Source organism: Actinoplanes ianthinogenes, from assembly GCF_018324205.1.
GTDB classification, from domain to species: domain Bacteria; phylum Actinomycetota; class Actinomycetes; order Mycobacteriales; family Micromonosporaceae; genus Actinoplanes; species Actinoplanes ianthinogenes.
Genome location: NZ_AP023356.1, coordinates 2,815,807 through 2,832,437 on the forward strand (window position 1 = coordinate 2,815,807; position 16,631 = coordinate 2,832,437).

Annotated in this window: 12 protein-coding genes and 1 pseudogene; 6 read left to right on the top strand and 7 right to left on the bottom strand. The window is 72.2% G+C overall.

Annotated features, from left to right (window positions below; all coding sequences use genetic code 11):
• Positions 1 to 3 precede the first annotated feature (3 nt).
• A pseudogene (locus Aiant_RS12730) lies at positions 4 to 5,301 on the bottom strand (type I polyketide synthase); the annotation flags it as partial.
• Between the two features lie 297 nt (positions 5,302 to 5,598).
• Here Aiant_RS12730 and Aiant_RS12735 point away from each other — a divergent pair.
• The 3 genes from Aiant_RS12735 to Aiant_RS12745 all read left to right on the top strand — a co-directional run bounded on the left by Aiant_RS12735 (position 5,599) and on the right by Aiant_RS12745 (position 9,096).
• Complete coding sequence (locus Aiant_RS12735) at positions 5,599 to 7,188, top strand: outer membrane protein assembly factor BamB family protein (RefSeq protein WP_189336537.1); 1,590 nt, start codon at positions 5,599 to 5,601, stop codon at positions 7,186 to 7,188.
• 108 nt (positions 7,189 to 7,296) lie between these two features.
• Positions 7,297 to 7,875, top strand: a complete 579-nt coding sequence (locus Aiant_RS12740) for a TetR/AcrR family transcriptional regulator (protein WP_189336538.1) — start codon at positions 7,297 to 7,299, stop codon at positions 7,873 to 7,875.
• 129 nt (positions 7,876 to 8,004) lie between these two features.
• A complete protein-coding gene (locus tag Aiant_RS12745; RefSeq protein ID WP_189336539.1) occupies positions 8,005 to 9,096 on the top strand; it encodes a hypothetical protein in 1,092 nt (363 codons plus the stop codon).
• Positions 9,097 to 9,120: 24 nt separating this feature from the next.
• Here the strand turns inward: Aiant_RS12745 and Aiant_RS12750 are convergent, their stop codons facing one another.
• Positions 9,121 to 9,759: a TetR family transcriptional regulator gene (locus tag Aiant_RS12750; RefSeq protein WP_189336540.1), complete on the bottom strand. Its 639-nt coding sequence runs from the start codon at positions 9,757 to 9,759 to the stop codon at positions 9,121 to 9,123.
• Positions 9,760 to 9,844: 85 nt separating this feature from the next.
• Between Aiant_RS12750 and Aiant_RS12755 the strand changes: the two genes are divergently transcribed.
• From Aiant_RS12755 to Aiant_RS12765, 3 genes are read left to right on the top strand one after another with little or no spacing between them, the layout of a single operon-like run.
• Positions 9,845 to 9,997 (top strand): hypothetical protein, encoded by a 153-nt coding sequence (locus Aiant_RS12755; protein WP_189336541.1) that lies wholly within the window; start codon positions 9,845 to 9,847, stop codon positions 9,995 to 9,997.
• Positions 9,998 to 10,009: 12 nt separating this feature from the next.
• On the top strand, positions 10,010 to 10,276 hold the full coding sequence (locus Aiant_RS12760; protein WP_189336542.1) for a DUF4190 domain-containing protein: 267 nt from the start codon (positions 10,010 to 10,012) through the stop codon (positions 10,274 to 10,276).
• A 59-nt stretch (positions 10,277 to 10,335) separates the two neighbouring features.
• On the top strand, positions 10,336 to 10,935 hold the full coding sequence (locus Aiant_RS12765; protein WP_229831435.1) for an alpha/beta fold hydrolase: 600 nt from the start codon (positions 10,336 to 10,338) through the stop codon (positions 10,933 to 10,935).
• 45 nt (positions 10,936 to 10,980) lie between these two features.
• Here Aiant_RS12765 and Aiant_RS12770 read toward each other — a convergent pair whose 3' ends face one another.
• The 5 genes from Aiant_RS12770 to Aiant_RS12790 form a co-directional block, all read right to left on the bottom strand.
• Positions 10,981 to 11,541, bottom strand: a complete 561-nt coding sequence (locus Aiant_RS12770) for a hypothetical protein (RefSeq protein ID WP_189336543.1) — start codon at positions 11,539 to 11,541, stop codon at positions 10,981 to 10,983.
• A 26-nt stretch (positions 11,542 to 11,567) separates the two neighbouring features.
• Positions 11,568 to 13,046: a sensor domain-containing diguanylate cyclase gene (locus Aiant_RS12775; RefSeq protein WP_189336544.1), complete on the bottom strand. Its 1,479-nt coding sequence runs from the start codon at positions 13,044 to 13,046 to the stop codon at positions 11,568 to 11,570.
• A gap of 79 nt (positions 13,047 to 13,125) precedes the next feature.
• Positions 13,126 to 14,223 (bottom strand): hypothetical protein, encoded by a 1,098-nt coding sequence (locus Aiant_RS12780; RefSeq protein ID WP_189336545.1) that lies wholly within the window; start codon positions 14,221 to 14,223, stop codon positions 13,126 to 13,128.
• Positions 14,224 to 14,310: 87 nt separating this feature from the next.
• On the bottom strand, positions 14,311 to 15,273 hold the full coding sequence (locus Aiant_RS12785) for an AraC family transcriptional regulator (protein ID WP_229831437.1): 963 nt from the start codon (positions 15,271 to 15,273) through the stop codon (positions 14,311 to 14,313).
• A gap of 16 nt (positions 15,274 to 15,289) precedes the next feature.
• Positions 15,290 to 16,564 (bottom strand): EAL domain-containing protein, encoded by a 1,275-nt coding sequence (locus Aiant_RS12790; RefSeq protein WP_189336546.1) that lies wholly within the window; start codon positions 16,562 to 16,564, stop codon positions 15,290 to 15,292.
• Positions 16,565 to 16,631 lie beyond the last annotated feature (67 nt).

The following is a 16,631-nucleotide window of genomic DNA, read 5'->3' on the forward strand; positions in this document are numbered from 1 at the left end:
CGGTCAGTTCGGGCCGCCGACGGCGAGTGCCGCGGCGACCAGGTCGTCAATGGCCATGTCCTGGATGCCGGCGGCATCCGAGCGCGGGGCCGGCACGGTCACCGCCGGGGTGGCGGGTGCGAGGGCCAGCAGCGCGTCGAGGAGTCCGGCCCGGCGCAGCGCGTCGACCGGGATGGCGTCGATCAGGCGGCGGGCGGTGGCGTCGTCGACCGTGACCGGCGCCGGCGGGGCCAGCTCGGCCAGCAGGAACCGGGCGAGCAGCCACGGGTTGGGGTAGTCGAACATCAGCGTGGCGGGCAGCCGCAGACCGGTCGCGGCGGCCAGCCGGTTGCGCAGTTCCAGCGCGCCCAGCGAATCCAGGCCCAGGTCGGAGAAGCCCTTGCCGGCGCCGACCGTGCGCGGGTCGTCGTGGCCCAGCACCGCGGCGGCGTGCCCGCAGACCAGGTCCAGCAGGAACGACTCCTGCTGCGGCGGGTCGAGGGTGGCCAGGTGCCCGGTCAGGTCGTCGCCACCGGCGGCCGCCGGGGCGGGCCGGGCCGGGACCAGGCCGCGCAGCGCGGGCGGCACGTCGCCGCGGCGGCGCAGCGCCGGCAGGTCCAGGTTCAGGGCAACCGGCACCGGGTCGGCCCCGGCCAGCGCCACATCGAACAGCGCGAGGCCCTGCTCGGGGGTGAGCGGGCGGACCCCGGAACGGGCCATCCGCTGCACATCGGCGCCGGAGAGCCGGTCGTCCAGGCCGCCGGTGCCGGTCCACAGGCCCCAGGCGATCGAGGTGGCGGGCAGGCCGGCCGCCACCCGGTCCCGGGCCAGCCGGTCCAGGTAGGCGTTGGCCGCGGCGTACGCGCCCTGGCCGGACGCGTCGAGCAGCCCGGAGGCCGAGGAGAACAGGACGAAGGCGGTCAGCGGCAGGTCGCGGGTCAGCTCGTGCAGGTGGGTGGCGGCGTCGGCCTTGGGCCGCAACACCGCGGCGAGCCGGTCCGGGGTGAGGCCGGTGAGCACACCGTCGTCGACGACGGCGGCGGTGTGCACCACGGCGGTGAGCGGATGGGCGGCGGGCACCGCGGCGATCAGGGCGGCGACGGCGGCGCGGTCGGTCAGATCGACGGCGTACGGGGTGACGGCGGCACCCTGGCCGGCCAGTTCCTCGGCCAGCTCGGCGACGCCGGGCGCGGCAACACCACGGCGACTCGCCAGGACCAGGTGGCGCACCCCGTACGCGGTGACCAGGTGCCGGGCGATCAGCGCGCCCAGGCCGCCACCACCGGTGATCAGCACGGTGCCCGCCGGATCCAGGGCGACCGGGGAACCGGCCGGATCGGCGGTGACGAGCCGCGGGGCGGTGAGGGCGCCGCCGCGGAGGACGAGTTCGGGTTCCCCGCTGCCGGCGGCCGCGCCGAGCAGCGCGTCCGGCACCGGCTCGGCGCCGGTGTCGACCAGCACGATCCGGCCCGGGTTCTCCGCCTGCGCGGCCCGGACCAGCCCGGCGGCCGGCGCCTCGGCGAGCGTGCCGGTGGTGGTGACCAGCAGCGTCCGGTCGGTGGCGTCCGGGTCGGCGAGCCAGCCCCGCAGCCGCTCCAGGGTCGCCACCGCGATCTCCCGGGCCGCGCCGGCCGCCGAGACGGTCTCGCCGGCCGCGAGAACGGTCGCACCGGTCTCGCCGGCCGCCGGAACCGTCGCACCGGTCTCGCCGGCCGCGAGAACGGTCGCACCGGTCTCGCCGGCCGCCGGAACCGTCGCACCGGTCTCGCCGGCCGCGAGAACGGTCGCACCGGTCTCGCCGGGCGCAGAGGCGGTCGTCGGCACGTCGAATCGGGTGAACGGGGCGGCCGGCCGGGGCGGGGTGTCGATGCGGACCTGGTCGAGGCGGTAGACCGGGGGGCGCTGACCGGCGATCGCGGACAGATCGGCCGGCGCCGGGCGGGACACCAGCGAGCCGACGGTCAGCACCGGCGCGCCGGCCGCGTCCGCGACCACCAGCGAGACGCTCTCCGGTGAGGTGCGGACCAGCTTGACCCGGACGGCCGGGCCGGCCGGGGCGTGCAGGGTCACGTCAGTCCAGGCGAACGGCATCATCGCCGGGGCCGACGGGTCGTCGTCCAGCCCGTCGGCGTGCATCGCCGCGTCGAGCAGCGCCGGGTGCACCCCGAACCGGCCCACCTCGGCGCGGTGCTCCTCGGGCAGGACGACCTCGGCGTACTTCACGTCGTCGCGCTGCCAGACGGCGCGCAGCCCCTGGAAGGCGGGCCCGTAGTCGTGCCCGGCCGCGGCCAGCCGCTCGGCCAGCCCGGTCAGGTCGCGCGGCTGCGCGCCGGGCGCCGGCCAGACGCTGAGCACCGCGGGCGGGGCAGCGCCGGCCGGGGCGAGCGTGCCGTGCGCGTTGCGGATCCACGGCGCCTCCTCGCCGGAGGCGTCGGTCTGCTGCGAGTAGATGGCGACGCTGCGCTGCCCGCCGTCCTCCGGGCCGACGACGACCCGGATCGTGGTGCCGCCGTGCGAGGAGATCGGCAGCGGCGCCTCCTGGATCAGTTCGGCCAGGCGGGGCGAGTCGGTTCCGGCCGCGGCGTGCAGGGCCAGTTCGACGTACGCCGTGCCGGGCAGCACCGTGGTGCCGTGGACGCCGTGGTCGGCGAGCCAGGGGTGGTCGCCGGTGCCGAGCCGTCCGGTGAGGACGGTGGTGCCGGTCCCGGGCACCGAGACGACCGCGCCGAGCAGCGGGTGCTCCGGCCGGGTCAGGCCCATGGCGCCCGGGTCGGCGGCGGCGCTCGGCGCGTCGATCCAGTAGCGCTGGCGCTGGAACGCGTAGGTCGGCAGCGCGATCTTCCGGCCGCCGGCGAGCAGCGGCGTCCAGTCGATGCCGACGCCTCGCGTCCAGGCCGTGGCCAGGCCGGTGAGCAGCTCGTTCTCTTCGGGACGGGTGCGGTGCTGGAGTCCGATGAACGCGGCGTCGCCGGTGATCTGCCGGCCGAGCCCGGTCAGCGTGGCGTCCGGCCCGCACTCCAGGAACGTGGTCACGCCCCGGCCCAGCAGGTCGGTGACCACGTCGTAGTAACGGACCGCGTTGCGGACGTGGCCGACCCAGTAGTCCGGGTCGGTCACGTCACCGGTGGCGACCACTCCGATGGCCGGGTGGTGGTAGGTGAGCCCGCGGGCGATCGCGCCGAACTCGGCGAGCATCGGCTCCATCAGGTGCGAGTGGAAGGCGTGCGACGTGTTCAGGCGGGTGGCCTTCACGCCGAGCGCGGCGACCACGGCGTCCACCGCACCGGAGACGCCGGACAGCACCACCGAGGCCGGCCCGTTGACCGCCGCGATGTCCACCCCGTCGATGAGCAGCGGCAGCACCGCCGACTCGGGCGCGGCCACCGCGACCATCACGCCACCGGCCGGCAGCGCCTGCATCAACCGGCCACGCGCCGCGACCAGCGTGCCGGCGTCCTCAAGGGACAGCACACCGGCCACGTGAGCCGCGGCGATCTCGCCGATCGAGTGCCCGGCGAGATAGTCGGGCCGGACGCCCCAGGACTCCAGGAGCCGATAGAGGGCGACCTCGAAGGCGAAGATGGCGGGCTGGGTGTTGACCGTCCTGGCGAGCTCGGCGGCGTCGAAGCCCCAGGCGAACTCCTTGACCGCCGCGCCGGCCGCGTCGAACGCCTCGGCGAAGACCGGGAACCGTTCGTAGAGGTCGCGGCCCATCCCGAGGCGCTGGGAGCCCTGGCCGGTGAAGAGCACCGCCAGTTTGCCGCCGGTGACCGCGCCGGTGATCTGCTCGCCGCCGAGCAGGACCCGGCGGTGGTCGAGGGCGGCGCGGGTGGTGAACGAGGAGTACGCGACGTCGAGGGGCTCGCCCGGGGCGGATGCCAGCCGGGCGGTCTGCGCGTCGAGGGCGTCCGGGGTCTGCGCGGAGATCGCGATCGGGAGCAGGGCGGTGGGCGTACCGAAAACCGGGTCTTCGATCGTGCTCGCCGGGGCCTGCTCGACGATGACGTGGGCGTTGGTGCCGCTCAGCCCGAACGACGAGACGGCGGCGCGGCGCGGGCGGTCGGTGGCCGGCCAGGACGCCGTCTCGGTCGCCAGGCGCACGTTGCCGGCCGACCAGTCGACGACCGGGGTCGGCTCGTCGACGTGCAGCGTCTTCGGGACGACCCCGTGCCGCATGGCCTGGACCATCTTGATGATCCCGGCGACGCCGGCCGCGGCCTGGGTGTGCCCGAGGTTCGACTTGATCGACCCGAGCCACAACGGCCGCTCCGCCGGCCGGCCCTGGCCATAGGTGGCCAGCAGCGCCTGCGCCTCGATCGGGTCGCCGAGCGTGGTGCCGGTGCCGTGCGCCTCGACCACGTCGACCTGGTCCGCGGTCAGCCGGGCGCCGGCCAGCGCGGCGCGGATCACCCGGCGCTGCGCGGGACCGTTCGGCGCGGTCATCCCGTTGCTGGCGCCGTCTTGGTTGACCGCGGAGCCGCGGACGACGCCGAAGATGGTGCGGCCGTTGCGCTGGGCGTCGGAGAGCCGTTCCAGCAGCAGCAGGCCGACGCCCTCGCCCCAGCCGGTGCCGTCGGCCGCGCCGGCGAACGCCTTGCAGCGGCCGTCCGGCGCCAGGCCCCGCTGCTCGCTGAAGTAGATCAGCATCTCCGGGGTGCTCATCACGGTGACGCCACCGGCCAGCGCCAGGGTCACCTCGCCGGCGCGCAGCGCCTGGCAGGCCTCGTGGACCGCGACCAGCGAGGAGGAGCAGGCGGTGTCGATGCTCAGCGCGGGGCCCTCCAGGCCCAGGGTGTAGGCGACCCGGCCGGAGACCAGGCTGCCGGCGCTGCTGCCCGCGTAGTCGTGGTACATCACGCCGGCGTAGACCCCGGTCGCCGAGCCGAGCAGCGAGCGCGGGTCGATGCCGGCGCTCTCGCAGGTCTCCCAGGTGGTCTCCAGCAGCAGTCGCTGCTGCGGGTCCATGCCGAGCGCCTCACGCGGCGAGATGCCGAAGAACGCCGGGTCGAAGTCGGCGGCGTCGTGCAGGAAGCCGCCGTCGCGGGCGTAGCTCCTGCCGGGTTTGCCGGGCTCGGCGTCGTAGAGACCGACCAGGTCCCAGCCGCGGTCGACGGGGAACGGGGTGACCGCGTCGCCGCCCTCGGCGACCAGCCGCCACAACTCGTCCGGCGAGGTGATCCCGCCGGGGAACCGGCACGCCATGCCGACGATGGCGATCGGCTCGGAGCCCCGCGCCTCCAGCTCGCCGACCTGCCGGCGCGCCTCCCGGAGATCGACGGTGGCCCGCTTGAGATAGTCGAGGAGTCGTGCTTCTTCGCTCATCCCTGCCGCCTTGCCTCGAAGCAATTTCACGTGAGCATTTCGAGGCTCAATCTCTCAATCGCGGGATGGTGCGCAGTACCCCTGCGTGAACCCGCCGACCCTTATCGAGTGTTCCGGCGGGTGGGGGTGGAGCCGCTGGTAGAAGGCTCGATCGGCGGGACTGGGGTGCGCTAGGGGTACCACCCCGATCGATCTTTTGGTCTATCGTGGACGCAGCTTGAATCGCCAGCTTCCCGGGCCGCCGTAATCGGCGTGCCCCCTCGTTTTCCCGCGAATCCTCACAACCGGAGGAACATCATGCTGCGCTCTCTGCGCACCAGGTCGGTCCGGCTGGCCGGCGCGGTCGCCGCGCTGGCGCTGGCCGCCACGGCCGCCGCGTCGCCCGCGGCGGCCAATCCGCTGACCGACTGGACCTCGAACGGCAAGGATCTGCTGAACACCCGGGCCAACCTGCTCGAAACCAAGATCACGTCGAAGAACGTGAGCCGGCTCAAGCCGAAGTGGACGTTCGCGACGCACGGCGACGTGTCGGCCACCCCGATCGTGTCGAAGGGCGCGGTGTACTTCCCCGACTGGGGCGGTTACCTGCACAAGCTGGACGCGGCCACCGGGACCGAGATCTGGTCGCACCAGATCTCCGACTACGACGGCGTCACCGGCTCGGTCTCCCGCACCGCGGTCGCCATCTCCGGCAACACGATCTTCCTCGGCACCCAGGTCGGCGCGCGGCTGCTCGCGGTCGACGCGACCACCGGCGCGCTGCGGTGGAGCACCCAGCTCGACCCGCACATCGCGGCGATCCTGACCATGGCTCCGATCGTCCACAACGGCGTCGTCTACGAGGGCGTGTCGTCCACCGAGGGCGAGATGTCGGCGTTCGACCCCGGCTACAAGTGCTGCACGTTCCGCGGCAACTTCAACGCGGTCGACGCGGCCACCGGCAAGGTGCTGTGGAAGCGGTACATGGTGCCGGACAACAACGGCGAGCCGACCGGGTACGCGGGCGGCGCGATGTGGGGCACCCCGGCGATCGACCCGATCCGCGGCACGATCTTCGTCACCAGCGGCCAGAACTACCGCGTCCCGGACAGCGTCAACGCGTGCCAGGACGCCGGCGGCACCCCGCCGCAGTGCTACTCGCCGGACAACCACATCGACTCGATCCTGGCTCTCGACCTGAAGACCGGCAACGTCAAGTGGGCCACCGGCGCCATGCGGTTCGACGCCTGGAACGCCTCCTGCATCCCCGGCCTGCCGCCGAACAACTGCCCGGCCAACGAGGGCTACGACTACGACTTCGGCGACGGCGCGCACATCTTCGCCTACAAGGACGCCGGCGGGCACCTCCGCGAGGCGGTCGGCGGCGGCGAGAAGAGCGGTGAGTACTGGGCCCTGAACCCGGCGAACGGCGAGGTGCTCTGGAGTGCGGCGCCCGGCCCCGGCGGGCACGTCGGCGGCATCATGTGGGGCACCGCTTGGGACACCAAGCGGATCTACCTGGCCGAGGCGGACTGGAACAAGACGCCCTACCAACTGGCCGACGGCACCACGATCAGCGGCAGCAGCTACGCGGCGCTCGACCCGGCCACCGGCAAGATCCAGTGGCAGGTCGCCGACCCGACCCCCGGGTACGCCTGGGGCCCGCTGACCGTCGCCGCCGACGTGGTCTACGGCAGCTCGACCAGCGGCCACATGTACGCGATGGACAGCGCCAGTGGCCAGATCCTGTGGGACTTCACCGCGCCGTACTCGTCGAACGCCGGGGCGGCCGTGGTCGACGGGGTCGTGTACTGGGGCAACGGGTACAAGAAGTTCGCGCTCGGGGCGGGCACCACGGGCAGCTTCACCAGCGGCACGTTCTACGCCTTCTCGGTCGACGGCAAGTGACCCGCGTCTGACCTGATCGTTGCGGGGCCCGGCTGGTCAGCCGGGCCCCGCCTGCGTTGTTTGTACTTTTGTATCAGATGGATGTCTCAGACGATTAGGATCGCCGCCATGGGAAATCGTGAGGCTCTCCTCGAGGGCGCGAAGCGCTGTCTCTACGAGAAGGGCTACGCCCGCACCACCGCCCGGGACATCGCCACCGCCGCCGGCACCAGCCTGGCCGCCATCGGCTATCACTACCGCTCCACCGAGGCGCTGCTCAACGCCGCCATGCTCGAGGTCATGCAGGAGTGGGGCGACGAGATGTCCAAGGCTCTCGCCGCCGACGACCTGGCCGACGCCGGCCCGCTGGAGCGGTTCGAGGCCGTCTGGGTCCGGATCCTCGAGTCGTTCCGGGCGCATCCGGAGCTGTGGGCGATGCAGCTCGAGATGGTCACCCAGAGCCAGCACCAGCCCGAGGTCCGCGAGCAGCTCGCCGCCGGCTTGCCCGGGGCCCGGCTCGGCCTGACCGAGCTCTTCGACACCTCGCCCACGCCGGCCACGCCGGCCGAGGCGGCCGCGTTCGGCGCCTTCCATCAGGCGTTGCTCACCGGCGTCATCACCCAGTGGCTGATCGACCCGGCGCACGCGCCGTCCGCCGCCGATCTGGCCGGGGCTCTGCGCCGGATGGCGGCGTCGATCGCCGGGTGAGGGCGGGCGGGTGCTCGTGGCGTACCGAAATCGGGGTGGGGTTGATGGTGTTCACCCGATCCGGATGATCCGGCGCGCGGGCGAAGCCGATGTCATGGACGTGCCCTGGACATCGGCGGAGGAGGATCCATGTCGGCTACGGCGACCGCGGTCTTCCTCGCGGTGGTGGGCGCGCGGTTCCTCGTCCCGCTGCTGATCCCGCGATATCCGCTGCCCGCGATCGTCGCGGCGCTGGTCCTGGACGGGATCGACCAGACCGTCTTCCAGACGTTCGGGTACGACCCGCCCGGTTACCAGGGTTACGACAAGGCGATGGACGTCTACTACCTGGCGATCGCCTACCTGTCGACGTTGCGGAACTGGACCAGTCGACCGGCCGTGCGAGTGGCTCGCTTCCTGTACTTCTACCGCCTGGTCGGGGTGGTCGCGTTCGAGCTGACGGACTGGCGGCCGCTGCTGCTGATCTTCCCGAACACCTTCGAGTACTTCTTCATCGCGTACGAGGTGTACCGGCTGTTCTGGAACCCGGCGCGGGTCGCGATGCGGTCGTGGGTGATCACCGCGGCCGCGATCTGGATCTTTGTGAAGCTGCCCCAGGAGTGGTGGATCCACATCGCACAGCTGGACTTCACCGACACGGTCGCCGAGGTGCCCTGGTTCGGCCCGGCGGTCGTCGCGGGCCTGCTCCTGCTCGGCGCGGTCTACTGGTTCGTGGTGCGCCCGCGGCAGCCGGAGCGGGACTGGTCGTGGCACGTCGCCGCCGATCCGCTGCCGGTCGAGGCCACCACCGCGGCCGGACGCAGCCGGTGGGTCGCCACGCACAGCCGGCTCTGGTCCACCGGGACGCTGGAGAAGGTGACGCTGATCGGGCTGCTCTGGGTGATCTACTCCCAGGTGCTGCCCGGCACCTCGGCGTCGCCGGTCCAGCTGCTCTGCGGCACCACGGTGTTCGTCGTGGTCAACGCCGCGATCAGCATCGGCGTCGCCCGGACCGGGCGCGGCACGGAGTTCATGCTGCCCGCCTTCGCGCTGCGGGTGCTGTTCAACGCCGGGCTGGTGTGGCTCGCCGGGTGGCTGCTGACCGACTTCCGGCCGGCGGCGGCGTTGTTCTTCGTCCTGCTGCTCAGCCTGCTCACGCTCTTCGACGACCGGTACCGGCCGATCTACGAGATGCGCTTCGCCGGCTCTCTCGCTCGCCCGGCTGACCGCGCCGGGGCTTGAGCTCCGGCACCCGGAGGCGGAACCTCACGTCGGCCACTGCCGGGCGCCCAGCACGATCAGCCGCAGCTGGCGGCCGGCGGTGTCGACCACCCGAGCCTCCGCGTCGGGAGAGTCCGGCGGCGCGTCGAGCAGCGCCGCCGCGGTCCAGACCATGTGGTTGACCATCAGGCTGGTGACCATCCGCAGGTCGGCGGCGATCCACCGGTCGAACCGCGGGCCGCCGCGCAGCCTGTCGGCGGCCAGGTCGGTGGCCAGCTCGGCGGCGAACAGGTCGAGCTGCTCGGCGATCGCGGCGCGGACCGCCGGCACGCCACCGTGACGCTCCCGGGCGACGAACCGGAAGTGCTCCCGGTGGTCGTGCACCTGCCGGGCGAGGACGCCGATCGACCGGTTGATCACCTCGTCGCTGGAGCTGAGGCCGTCACGGACGGCGCGGATGGTGGCCCGCAGGGTGCCGAGGCTCTCGTCGACGAGGGCCACGCCCAGGCGGTCGACGTCCGGAAAGTGTCGATAGAAAGCGGTCGGCGTGACGCCGGCCGCGCGGGTGACCTCGCGCAGGCCGATGCTGCTCAGGCTCCGCTGCTCCATCAGGGTCAGCGCCGCGTCGAGCAGTGCCTGCCTGGTGCGCGCCTTCTGCTCCGGGCGGCTGATCCGGTTGTCCACGTCACTCAGTAAACACCTGTCCACTGAACCGGCGAGAGCCTATGGTGGTTTCAGTAAACAGTTGTCAACTGAAAGGGGCAGACAGATGGCGGCGCTGATGGTTTCGCTCGCGCTGATCGCCCTGGTCGTCGGTCCGACCCTGCTCACCGGGCAGCCGCTGCTCGTGGCGTTGGGCGTGGTGCTGGCCGCCACCGTTCTCCTCGTCGCCCGGCGCGCCCGGCGCGTGTCGTCCCTCTAGGGAGGAGCAGTCATGAACTTCGTCAAGGGCATCGCCAGCCTGGACGACCGTGCCGTGGGGTCGCTGGCCCTGGGCGTGGCCGGCCTGTTCTTCTTCAACGTCGTGTTCGGGCCGACCGCCATCGCGCTCGGCGCGATCACCGCTCACCGGCACGCCGCCGGCAGCCCCAGCCGCAACGCGGGCCTGATCGCGGTCGCGCTCGGCGTGGCCGACCTGCTCGTGCTGGGTGTGCTGATGGCCGCCCAGATCCGCGGCGGCAGCCTGGTCTGGCACGTCTGATCCGCGTCATCCGCCGCGGGTGATGCCGGTGGGCCGGTTGTCCCGTGACAATGGCGGGCGTGACGGGTACGGGCTGGCGGGAGCGCCGGATCAAGGTGCACGTGTACCTGATCGGCAACTCGATGGGCGGCCCGGTGTCGCTGGAGGTGGCGCACAGCGCGCCGGAGCGGGTGGCCGGGCTGGTGCTCGCCTCGCCGGCCGGCGGCACGCACAACCAGCCGCTCGGCCGGGCGCTGGTCCAGCTCGCCCGTGACGTGCTCCGGGAGAGCCCGCGGCTGGTCCCGGTCGTGCTGCCCGACTATCTGCACTTCGGGCCGGTGAACGGCATCAACCTGTTCAGCGAGCTGGTGCGGTTCCCGTCCCTGGAACGACTTCTGCGTACGCCCGTGCCCACGCTCGCCGTGATCGGCAGCCGGGACCCGCTGATGCCGCCGGTGGACCGGATCCGCGAACTCGGCCGCCTGGCCCCGCCGCACCTGACCGTTGTCATGATCGACGGCGCGGCCCACGCGGTGAACTTCAGCCACCCGGGCGAGCTGGCCCACGTGATCAGCTGCTGGCTGGACGGCCGGGACATCGTCGACGACCCGGACCAGGGCGGCGTCTCCCGCGTCCTGCACCTCCGCCCCGGCGACGGCCGGTCCGCCGGTTCCGCGTAGGCCCCGGCCGGGCCGCGCTGAAGCGCGGCCCGGCCGGCGTCACATTCACATCTGCTGCTGGCCGTACGCGCCCTGCTGGCCCGCCTGCCACGCGGCGTACTGCTGCGCCGCCTGCGCATAGGCGGCCTGGGCAGCCGTGACGAACTGCGGGTGCGCCTTCGGGAAGTCCACAGCGGACCCGTCCCGCGACGCGAAGCCCCACGGCAGCACCCGGTAGGTGCCGCGGCTCACCAGGACGAAGCCCACGATGGCGAGCACGAACCCCAGCAGGACCAGCACCCCGCCCGCGTCACCGGCCGCGTTCACCAGCACGAAGCTGATCGGCAGCAGCGCGACCAGGATGAGCCCGATGGTCAGCCGCTGCTTGTGCAGCTTCACGCACTGCTCGCAGAACGGCCAGGCCTGCGCCTGCACCTCCTTGCGGAGCACCATGACCACGATCAGGAAGGGCAGGGCGCCCAGGAGAAGGAGAAGGTACGACCAGGCCGGCGGCTTCGACCAGAACTTGACCGACTTGCGCAGCACCGCGGCCTCGCCGTGCCGCGCGCAGACGTCGGGGATGCCGGTGCCGTTCTGGACCAGGCTGGAGGGAATGGCAATACTCATGAGCGCCTCGAGAGGAATCGGTGATCTTATGTGGCGCGAGATGGTAGCAGTGCCTGCTCATCGCGTACACAAGCCGGATTTTGATCGTGCGCCGCGTCCGATGCCCGCGGGGCCAGCCCGTCGCGCGTGCGGGCACGCCGCTTTCCCTCGGGCTTCGCCAGGTACATCGCCGCGTCCGCCTTCTCGATCACCTGGTCCGGTGTGTCGCCGGGTGCGGCGACCGCGAAGCCGACCGCGCCGCTGCCCCGCAGCGGGCCGCAGGTGAGGCGCAGCGGTTCGGCGAACGATTCGCCTACCGCCCGTGCCGCGGCTTCGACCGTTGCCGGCGTCGCGTGCGGAAGCAGCACCGCGAACTCGTCGCCGCCCAGCCGGGCGACCGTGGCGGTCCGGTCGACGGCGCCGCGGATCCGTCGTGCCATCCCGGCGAGCAACTCGTCGCCGATCGCGTGACCCAGCGTGTCGTTGACGACCTTGAAGTTGTTCAGGTCGATCAGCAGCACCGCGTACGGGGTGCCGCTGTCGTGCACCAGGTGGAGCCGCTCGAACAGCATGCGCCGGTTCGGCAGCCCGGTGAGCAGGTCGAAGTACGCGGCGGTGTGCAGGCGTTCCTCGTACGATCGTTGCTCGGTCACGTCGAGAAGCGCGAGCACCATGCTGCGGCCCTGGGTGAAGCCGGTGGCCATCGGCACGGTCTGCACGACGACCTGCACGGTGGAGCCGTCGGTGCGCGTCAGACGCACCTCCAGCCGCCGGTGGTCGACGCCGTCCGCGCACTCGGCCACCACCGTTCGCAGGTCGATCGGCAGTCCCTCGAGGTCGTGCAGCCGCAGCCCGTCCAGGTCCGGTACACCGGCTCCCGGCCAGCCGATCAACCCGGTCGCTGCGGGATTGGCCAGCACCACCGCGCCCGCGGAGTCGGTCACCACGACGGGGAACGGCAGTTCGGTGAGCACGCCTTCGAGCAGGGCGTTCTGGGCCTTCTGCTGTTCCTGCAGTTTGGTCATCAGGGTGCGGGTGGCATAGACCATGAGCCCGGTGATCAGCAACGAGATCATCGCGCCGGGGATCGCCCTCACCTGCCAGGGCAGCGCGACCGCGATCAGCCACACGCTCAGATAACCGGCCTGCGAGAGCAGCAGCCGGGGCAGGCCACCGATGGCCGCGCGGAACAGAACCGGCATGAACAGCGTGCTGACGACCGGAGTCACGTCGGTGACCTGGGAGAACACGAACAACACCGCGGACAGGTCGACCACGTCGAACCAGACCGGCAGCGGGGTCGCCCGCCGGAACTCCACGGCGCGCAGCGTCAGCACCAGCACCTGCGCCGCCGCACAGCCCAGTGTCGCGGCGACGCCGACGCCCATGTGGGCGACCTGGATCGTCAGCCCCAGCGAGCCGACGGCGAGCGACACGAGGAAGAGCAGTCGCAGGGCACGCATCAGATCGCGTTGCACGAACGACCGCACCCGGGCCAAGCCGCCGCGCACCCGAAGTTGGCTCATGCCGTACTGATCGGCGCATGGCGGCCTGGATCAAAGCCGTGACGCCGCTAATGGCCATGACTTACATCATGGGTGTCGCTCAATCGCGGCCGGATGGCCGCTTCTGATCGTCCCGCCAGCCGGTGGGTTCGGGATGGTGTCCGTAGGCGGCGGCCCGGACCGTCTCCTCGTCCTCCAGCTCGGAGCCGATCGCTCCGCCGACGGTGGCCAGGGAGCTGATGATCCAGGCGAGTGTCAGATAGTCGGTGGCGTGGGCCGGCCGTTGCAGGGTCTGTTCGAGCACGGAGGTATCGATCAGCAGCGCCGCGGCGAGCAGCGTTCCGAGAAACAGCACGACGTAGGAAACCGCCGTGGCCAGGGCGAGGGTGAGGATTGTGCCGAGGTTGAACATCCGGGCCAGCTCGGCCGGGGTGTCCCGGTCCGGCTTCTCCCACAGGTCGTGCGTGATGATCAGCCAGGCCACCAGCCCGGTCAGCCCCAGCAGCATGATGATCGTGAGGCGCAGTCCGCCCAGCGCGTCACCCATCTGCCAGATGGTGCTCGTGGTGAGCGCGAACGCGGCCGTGCCGAACACGCCGACCAGGAGTTTGGACAGGCCCAGCAGCGCGCGGCCCGGCCGGTTGGCGCGGACCATGCCGGTCAGCAACCGCACCCGGCCGATCAACCGCGAGGCGACGTACCGCACCTCCCCGGCATCCGCCGCTGCGATCACCCGGTGGACGGCGCCCACCCGGGCGGCCGGACGCCGCCGCTCGGATGCGTCGGCGAGCAACTGGCCCACGAGATTCGGGACGACCGCGCGTACGGTTCGCAGTTGACGCAGGCCCAGCGCGGGCAGCGACACCATCGCGGTGCGGCGCTGGACGGAGCTCTGGGCGATCAGTGGCACCCGGCCGGCGTGCAAGGGCAGATCGGTCAGGCAGATCGCGACGTCCCACTGTTCGTCGGTGCGCCGCTGGGCGAGATCGTCGAGCAACGCCTCCGCACCGCCGTCGCGGCGCGGCGCCACCTCACCCCAGCCGTCCCGGACGGTCCACAGCACGTCGGCGTCCACCTGATCGGCGAGCCGGTCGGCGAGCTCCGCGGTGAGCAGCGCGGCAACCCGGGCCGGGTAATCCGGCGGGGTCGCGACGAGCCCGACGACGATCTCCGGGCGGTGCTGATCGCTGTCGGTCATCGCAGCTCCTCGCCGATAGCCGGGCGCGTTCCTGGCACCGCCGGTTGCCCGATCTCGGCGCGGATACTCCTGCTTGGCCGCTATGGCTTACCCGCGTAGGGTATCGCGCGGCGGAACCCCGTACCGGGCTCGATATTCCGCGGCGAAGCGGCCCATATGGAGGAATCCGTAGCGATAGGCGATCCCGGTCACGCTGTGTATCGCCGGGTCGCCCTGCCGCAGGTCTTCGTGGACCCGCTCGAGGCGCAGATGCCGCAGGTACGCCATCGGCGGCATCCCGACATGCCGCTGGAAACCCTGCTGGAGGCTTCGCACGCTGACGCCGGCTGTGGCGGCGAGGTCCGCCGCGGTGAACGGCTTGCCGGGCTGGGCTCGCATGGCCTCCACCACCCGCCGGATCGCGGCGGGAGCCGCCGATGCCGGGCGCGGGTGCTCCAGCCGCTCGCGGTACGGGTGATCGGCGGCGCTCAGCAGCCCCGCGACCAAGGCTTCCCGCAGGCCGGCCCCGATCATCGGGTGGTGCATCAGCCCGTGAGGCTGCGCGGCGTCGGCGGCCATGTGCCGGACCAGGCCCAGCCAACTGGCACCGCGTCCGCGGGTGAGATCGATGGTCGGTGCGAGCGTGAGCGGCGAGGTGACCGGACCGTCGAGGAGTCGGGCGAGCTCGTCCTCCAGCATCCCGCGGTCGATCTTCACGGCCAGCAACCGGCAATCACCGTCCCATTTCTCCAGACAGGCGTCACCGACCGGCTGGAAGACCGCCGCGGTCGTCGGCGTGGCCCGGAGAGGCGCATGACCACCTTGCCGCCAGACCAGCGAGCCCGTCAGCGGCAGATTGACGTGGTAGGCGCCGAGCTCACCGAACTGGATCCGCACATCGGTGCCGAACCGCAGGTCGCCGACGGTGACCGCATGCGACGGAGTGACATCGAAGCGGGTCTGCCAGGGATGCCACGGGGAGAGCACATCCACGAAATTCGAGTAATAGTGTCTGCTCAGGAAGGCACGGGCCGCATCGACGTCACCGGTGGCATGCAGGACAACGGGCACCTTTCGAGCATGACACTCAGCGCGTCACCGGGAGTGGCTGGTGCGGGCCCAGCCGATGGAGCAGCGTGCGGGCCACCGCGTGGACCGCATCGGGGTCGTGGGTCAGCACGAGGTCGAATGTCTCGTCGCTGCGCCGTCGCGCGCACAGGGCCACGCTGACGTGCGGGTCCACGATCACCAGCGCCGTCTCCGCGTCCCTGAGGTCAGCATTGACCGACGTGCGGATCGGCATCGGATCCGGCACGTCGAGCTCGGGCCCGGAGACGGCCACCAGGGCCGCGGTCGAGGCCGACGCCGCCAGCCGGGGCAGCCAGTGGCGTCCCACGGCCGGGTCCGTGTAGGCACCCAGCACCACACCGTACGGACCGGCGAACGGCAGCTGCCGCAGGACGTGCTCGGTGAGCCCGTCGAGGAAGTGCCGGTCTCCGGTGCGGGCACGGTGCCGGGCCGAGGCGAGATTGAACGGGCTCGCCTCGGGCCGGTACAACTCCGGCCGGGGTGCCCGCAACCGGGCCGACGGGTGCACCGGCCACTCCCGCAGGGCGGACAGCGGGCCGGGCCGGGCGAACAACCAGCCCTGCCCCCAGCAGGCGCCGAGCGCGCGGGCGACCAGCAGATCCTGCTCCGTCTCGATGCCCTCGGCCACCACCGCCGCGCCGGTCCGCTGGGCGTACCCGCAGACCAGTGCGGTGATCTCGATGGTCTGCGCGGAGTACGGGTCGCGCAGCAGGTGCATGTCGAGCTTCACGACTTCCGGCTCCAGCAACGGCAGGAAGGCCAGCGACAGCCGGTCCGCGCCCACGTCGTCCAGCGCCAGCGCACCGCCCGTACGGTGCGCCCGGGCGGCTACCTCCAGCAGCGCCGACGGGTGTGCCGCCAAGGCCCGCTCGGTGAACTCGAGCACGTACCGGTAGGTGGAGATCGAAGTGAGCCGGGCGAGCAGTTCGTCGCTGAGCGGCCGGTCCGCCCCGGCCGGTTCCTTGTTGATGAACACCAGCGGTGGCACCACCGCGCCGGGCGCCTGGGCGATCTCGTGCGCCCGAGTGGCACACAGCTGGTCCAGCTCCGGCAACCTGTCGACCTGTGCGGCGGCCTCGAACAGCCGGTCGGGGAACTCCAGCGGCGACCCGGCCGGGCCGCGCGCGAGTGCCTCCACCCCGATCAGGTGCCGGGTCGTGAGATCGACGATGGGCTGGAACAACGGCCGGACGGCACGCTCGGCCAGGACACGGGTGATGAGCTCGGTGGGCTCGGCGCGGGCGTCCCACGTCTGCGTGACATTCCGGGTCATACACCAACCCCGCTCGGAGAGAGTCCTTCGCCACTACGATCGGCCGGCACCCGGATCGGCTGAGAGT

Coding starts and splice junctions, on each gene's coding strand:
- Aiant_RS12735 (WP_189336537.1), top strand. CDS start 5,599: ATGCTGCGCTCTCTGCGCACCAGGTCGGTCCGGCTGGCCGGCGCGGTC.
- Aiant_RS12790 (WP_189336546.1), bottom strand. CDS start 16,564: ATGACCCGGAATGTCACGCAGACGTGGGACGCCCGCGCCGAGCCCACC.
- Aiant_RS12770 (WP_189336543.1), bottom strand. CDS start 11,541: ATGAGTATTGCCATTCCCTCCAGCCTGGTCCAGAACGGCACCGGCATC.
- Aiant_RS12760 (WP_189336542.1), top strand. CDS start 10,010: ATGAACTTCGTCAAGGGCATCGCCAGCCTGGACGACCGTGCCGTGGGG.
- Aiant_RS12780 (WP_189336545.1), bottom strand. CDS start 14,223: ATGACCGACAGCGATCAGCACCGCCCGGAGATCGTCGTCGGGCTCGTC.
- Aiant_RS12775 (WP_189336544.1), bottom strand. CDS start 13,046: ATGAGCCAACTTCGGGTGCGCGGCGGCTTGGCCCGGGTGCGGTCGTTC.
- Aiant_RS12745 (WP_189336539.1), top strand. CDS start 8,005: ATGTCGGCTACGGCGACCGCGGTCTTCCTCGCGGTGGTGGGCGCGCGG.
- Aiant_RS12755 (WP_189336541.1), top strand. CDS start 9,845: ATGGCGGCGCTGATGGTTTCGCTCGCGCTGATCGCCCTGGTCGTCGGT.
- Aiant_RS12740 (WP_189336538.1), top strand. CDS start 7,297: ATGGGAAATCGTGAGGCTCTCCTCGAGGGCGCGAAGCGCTGTCTCTAC.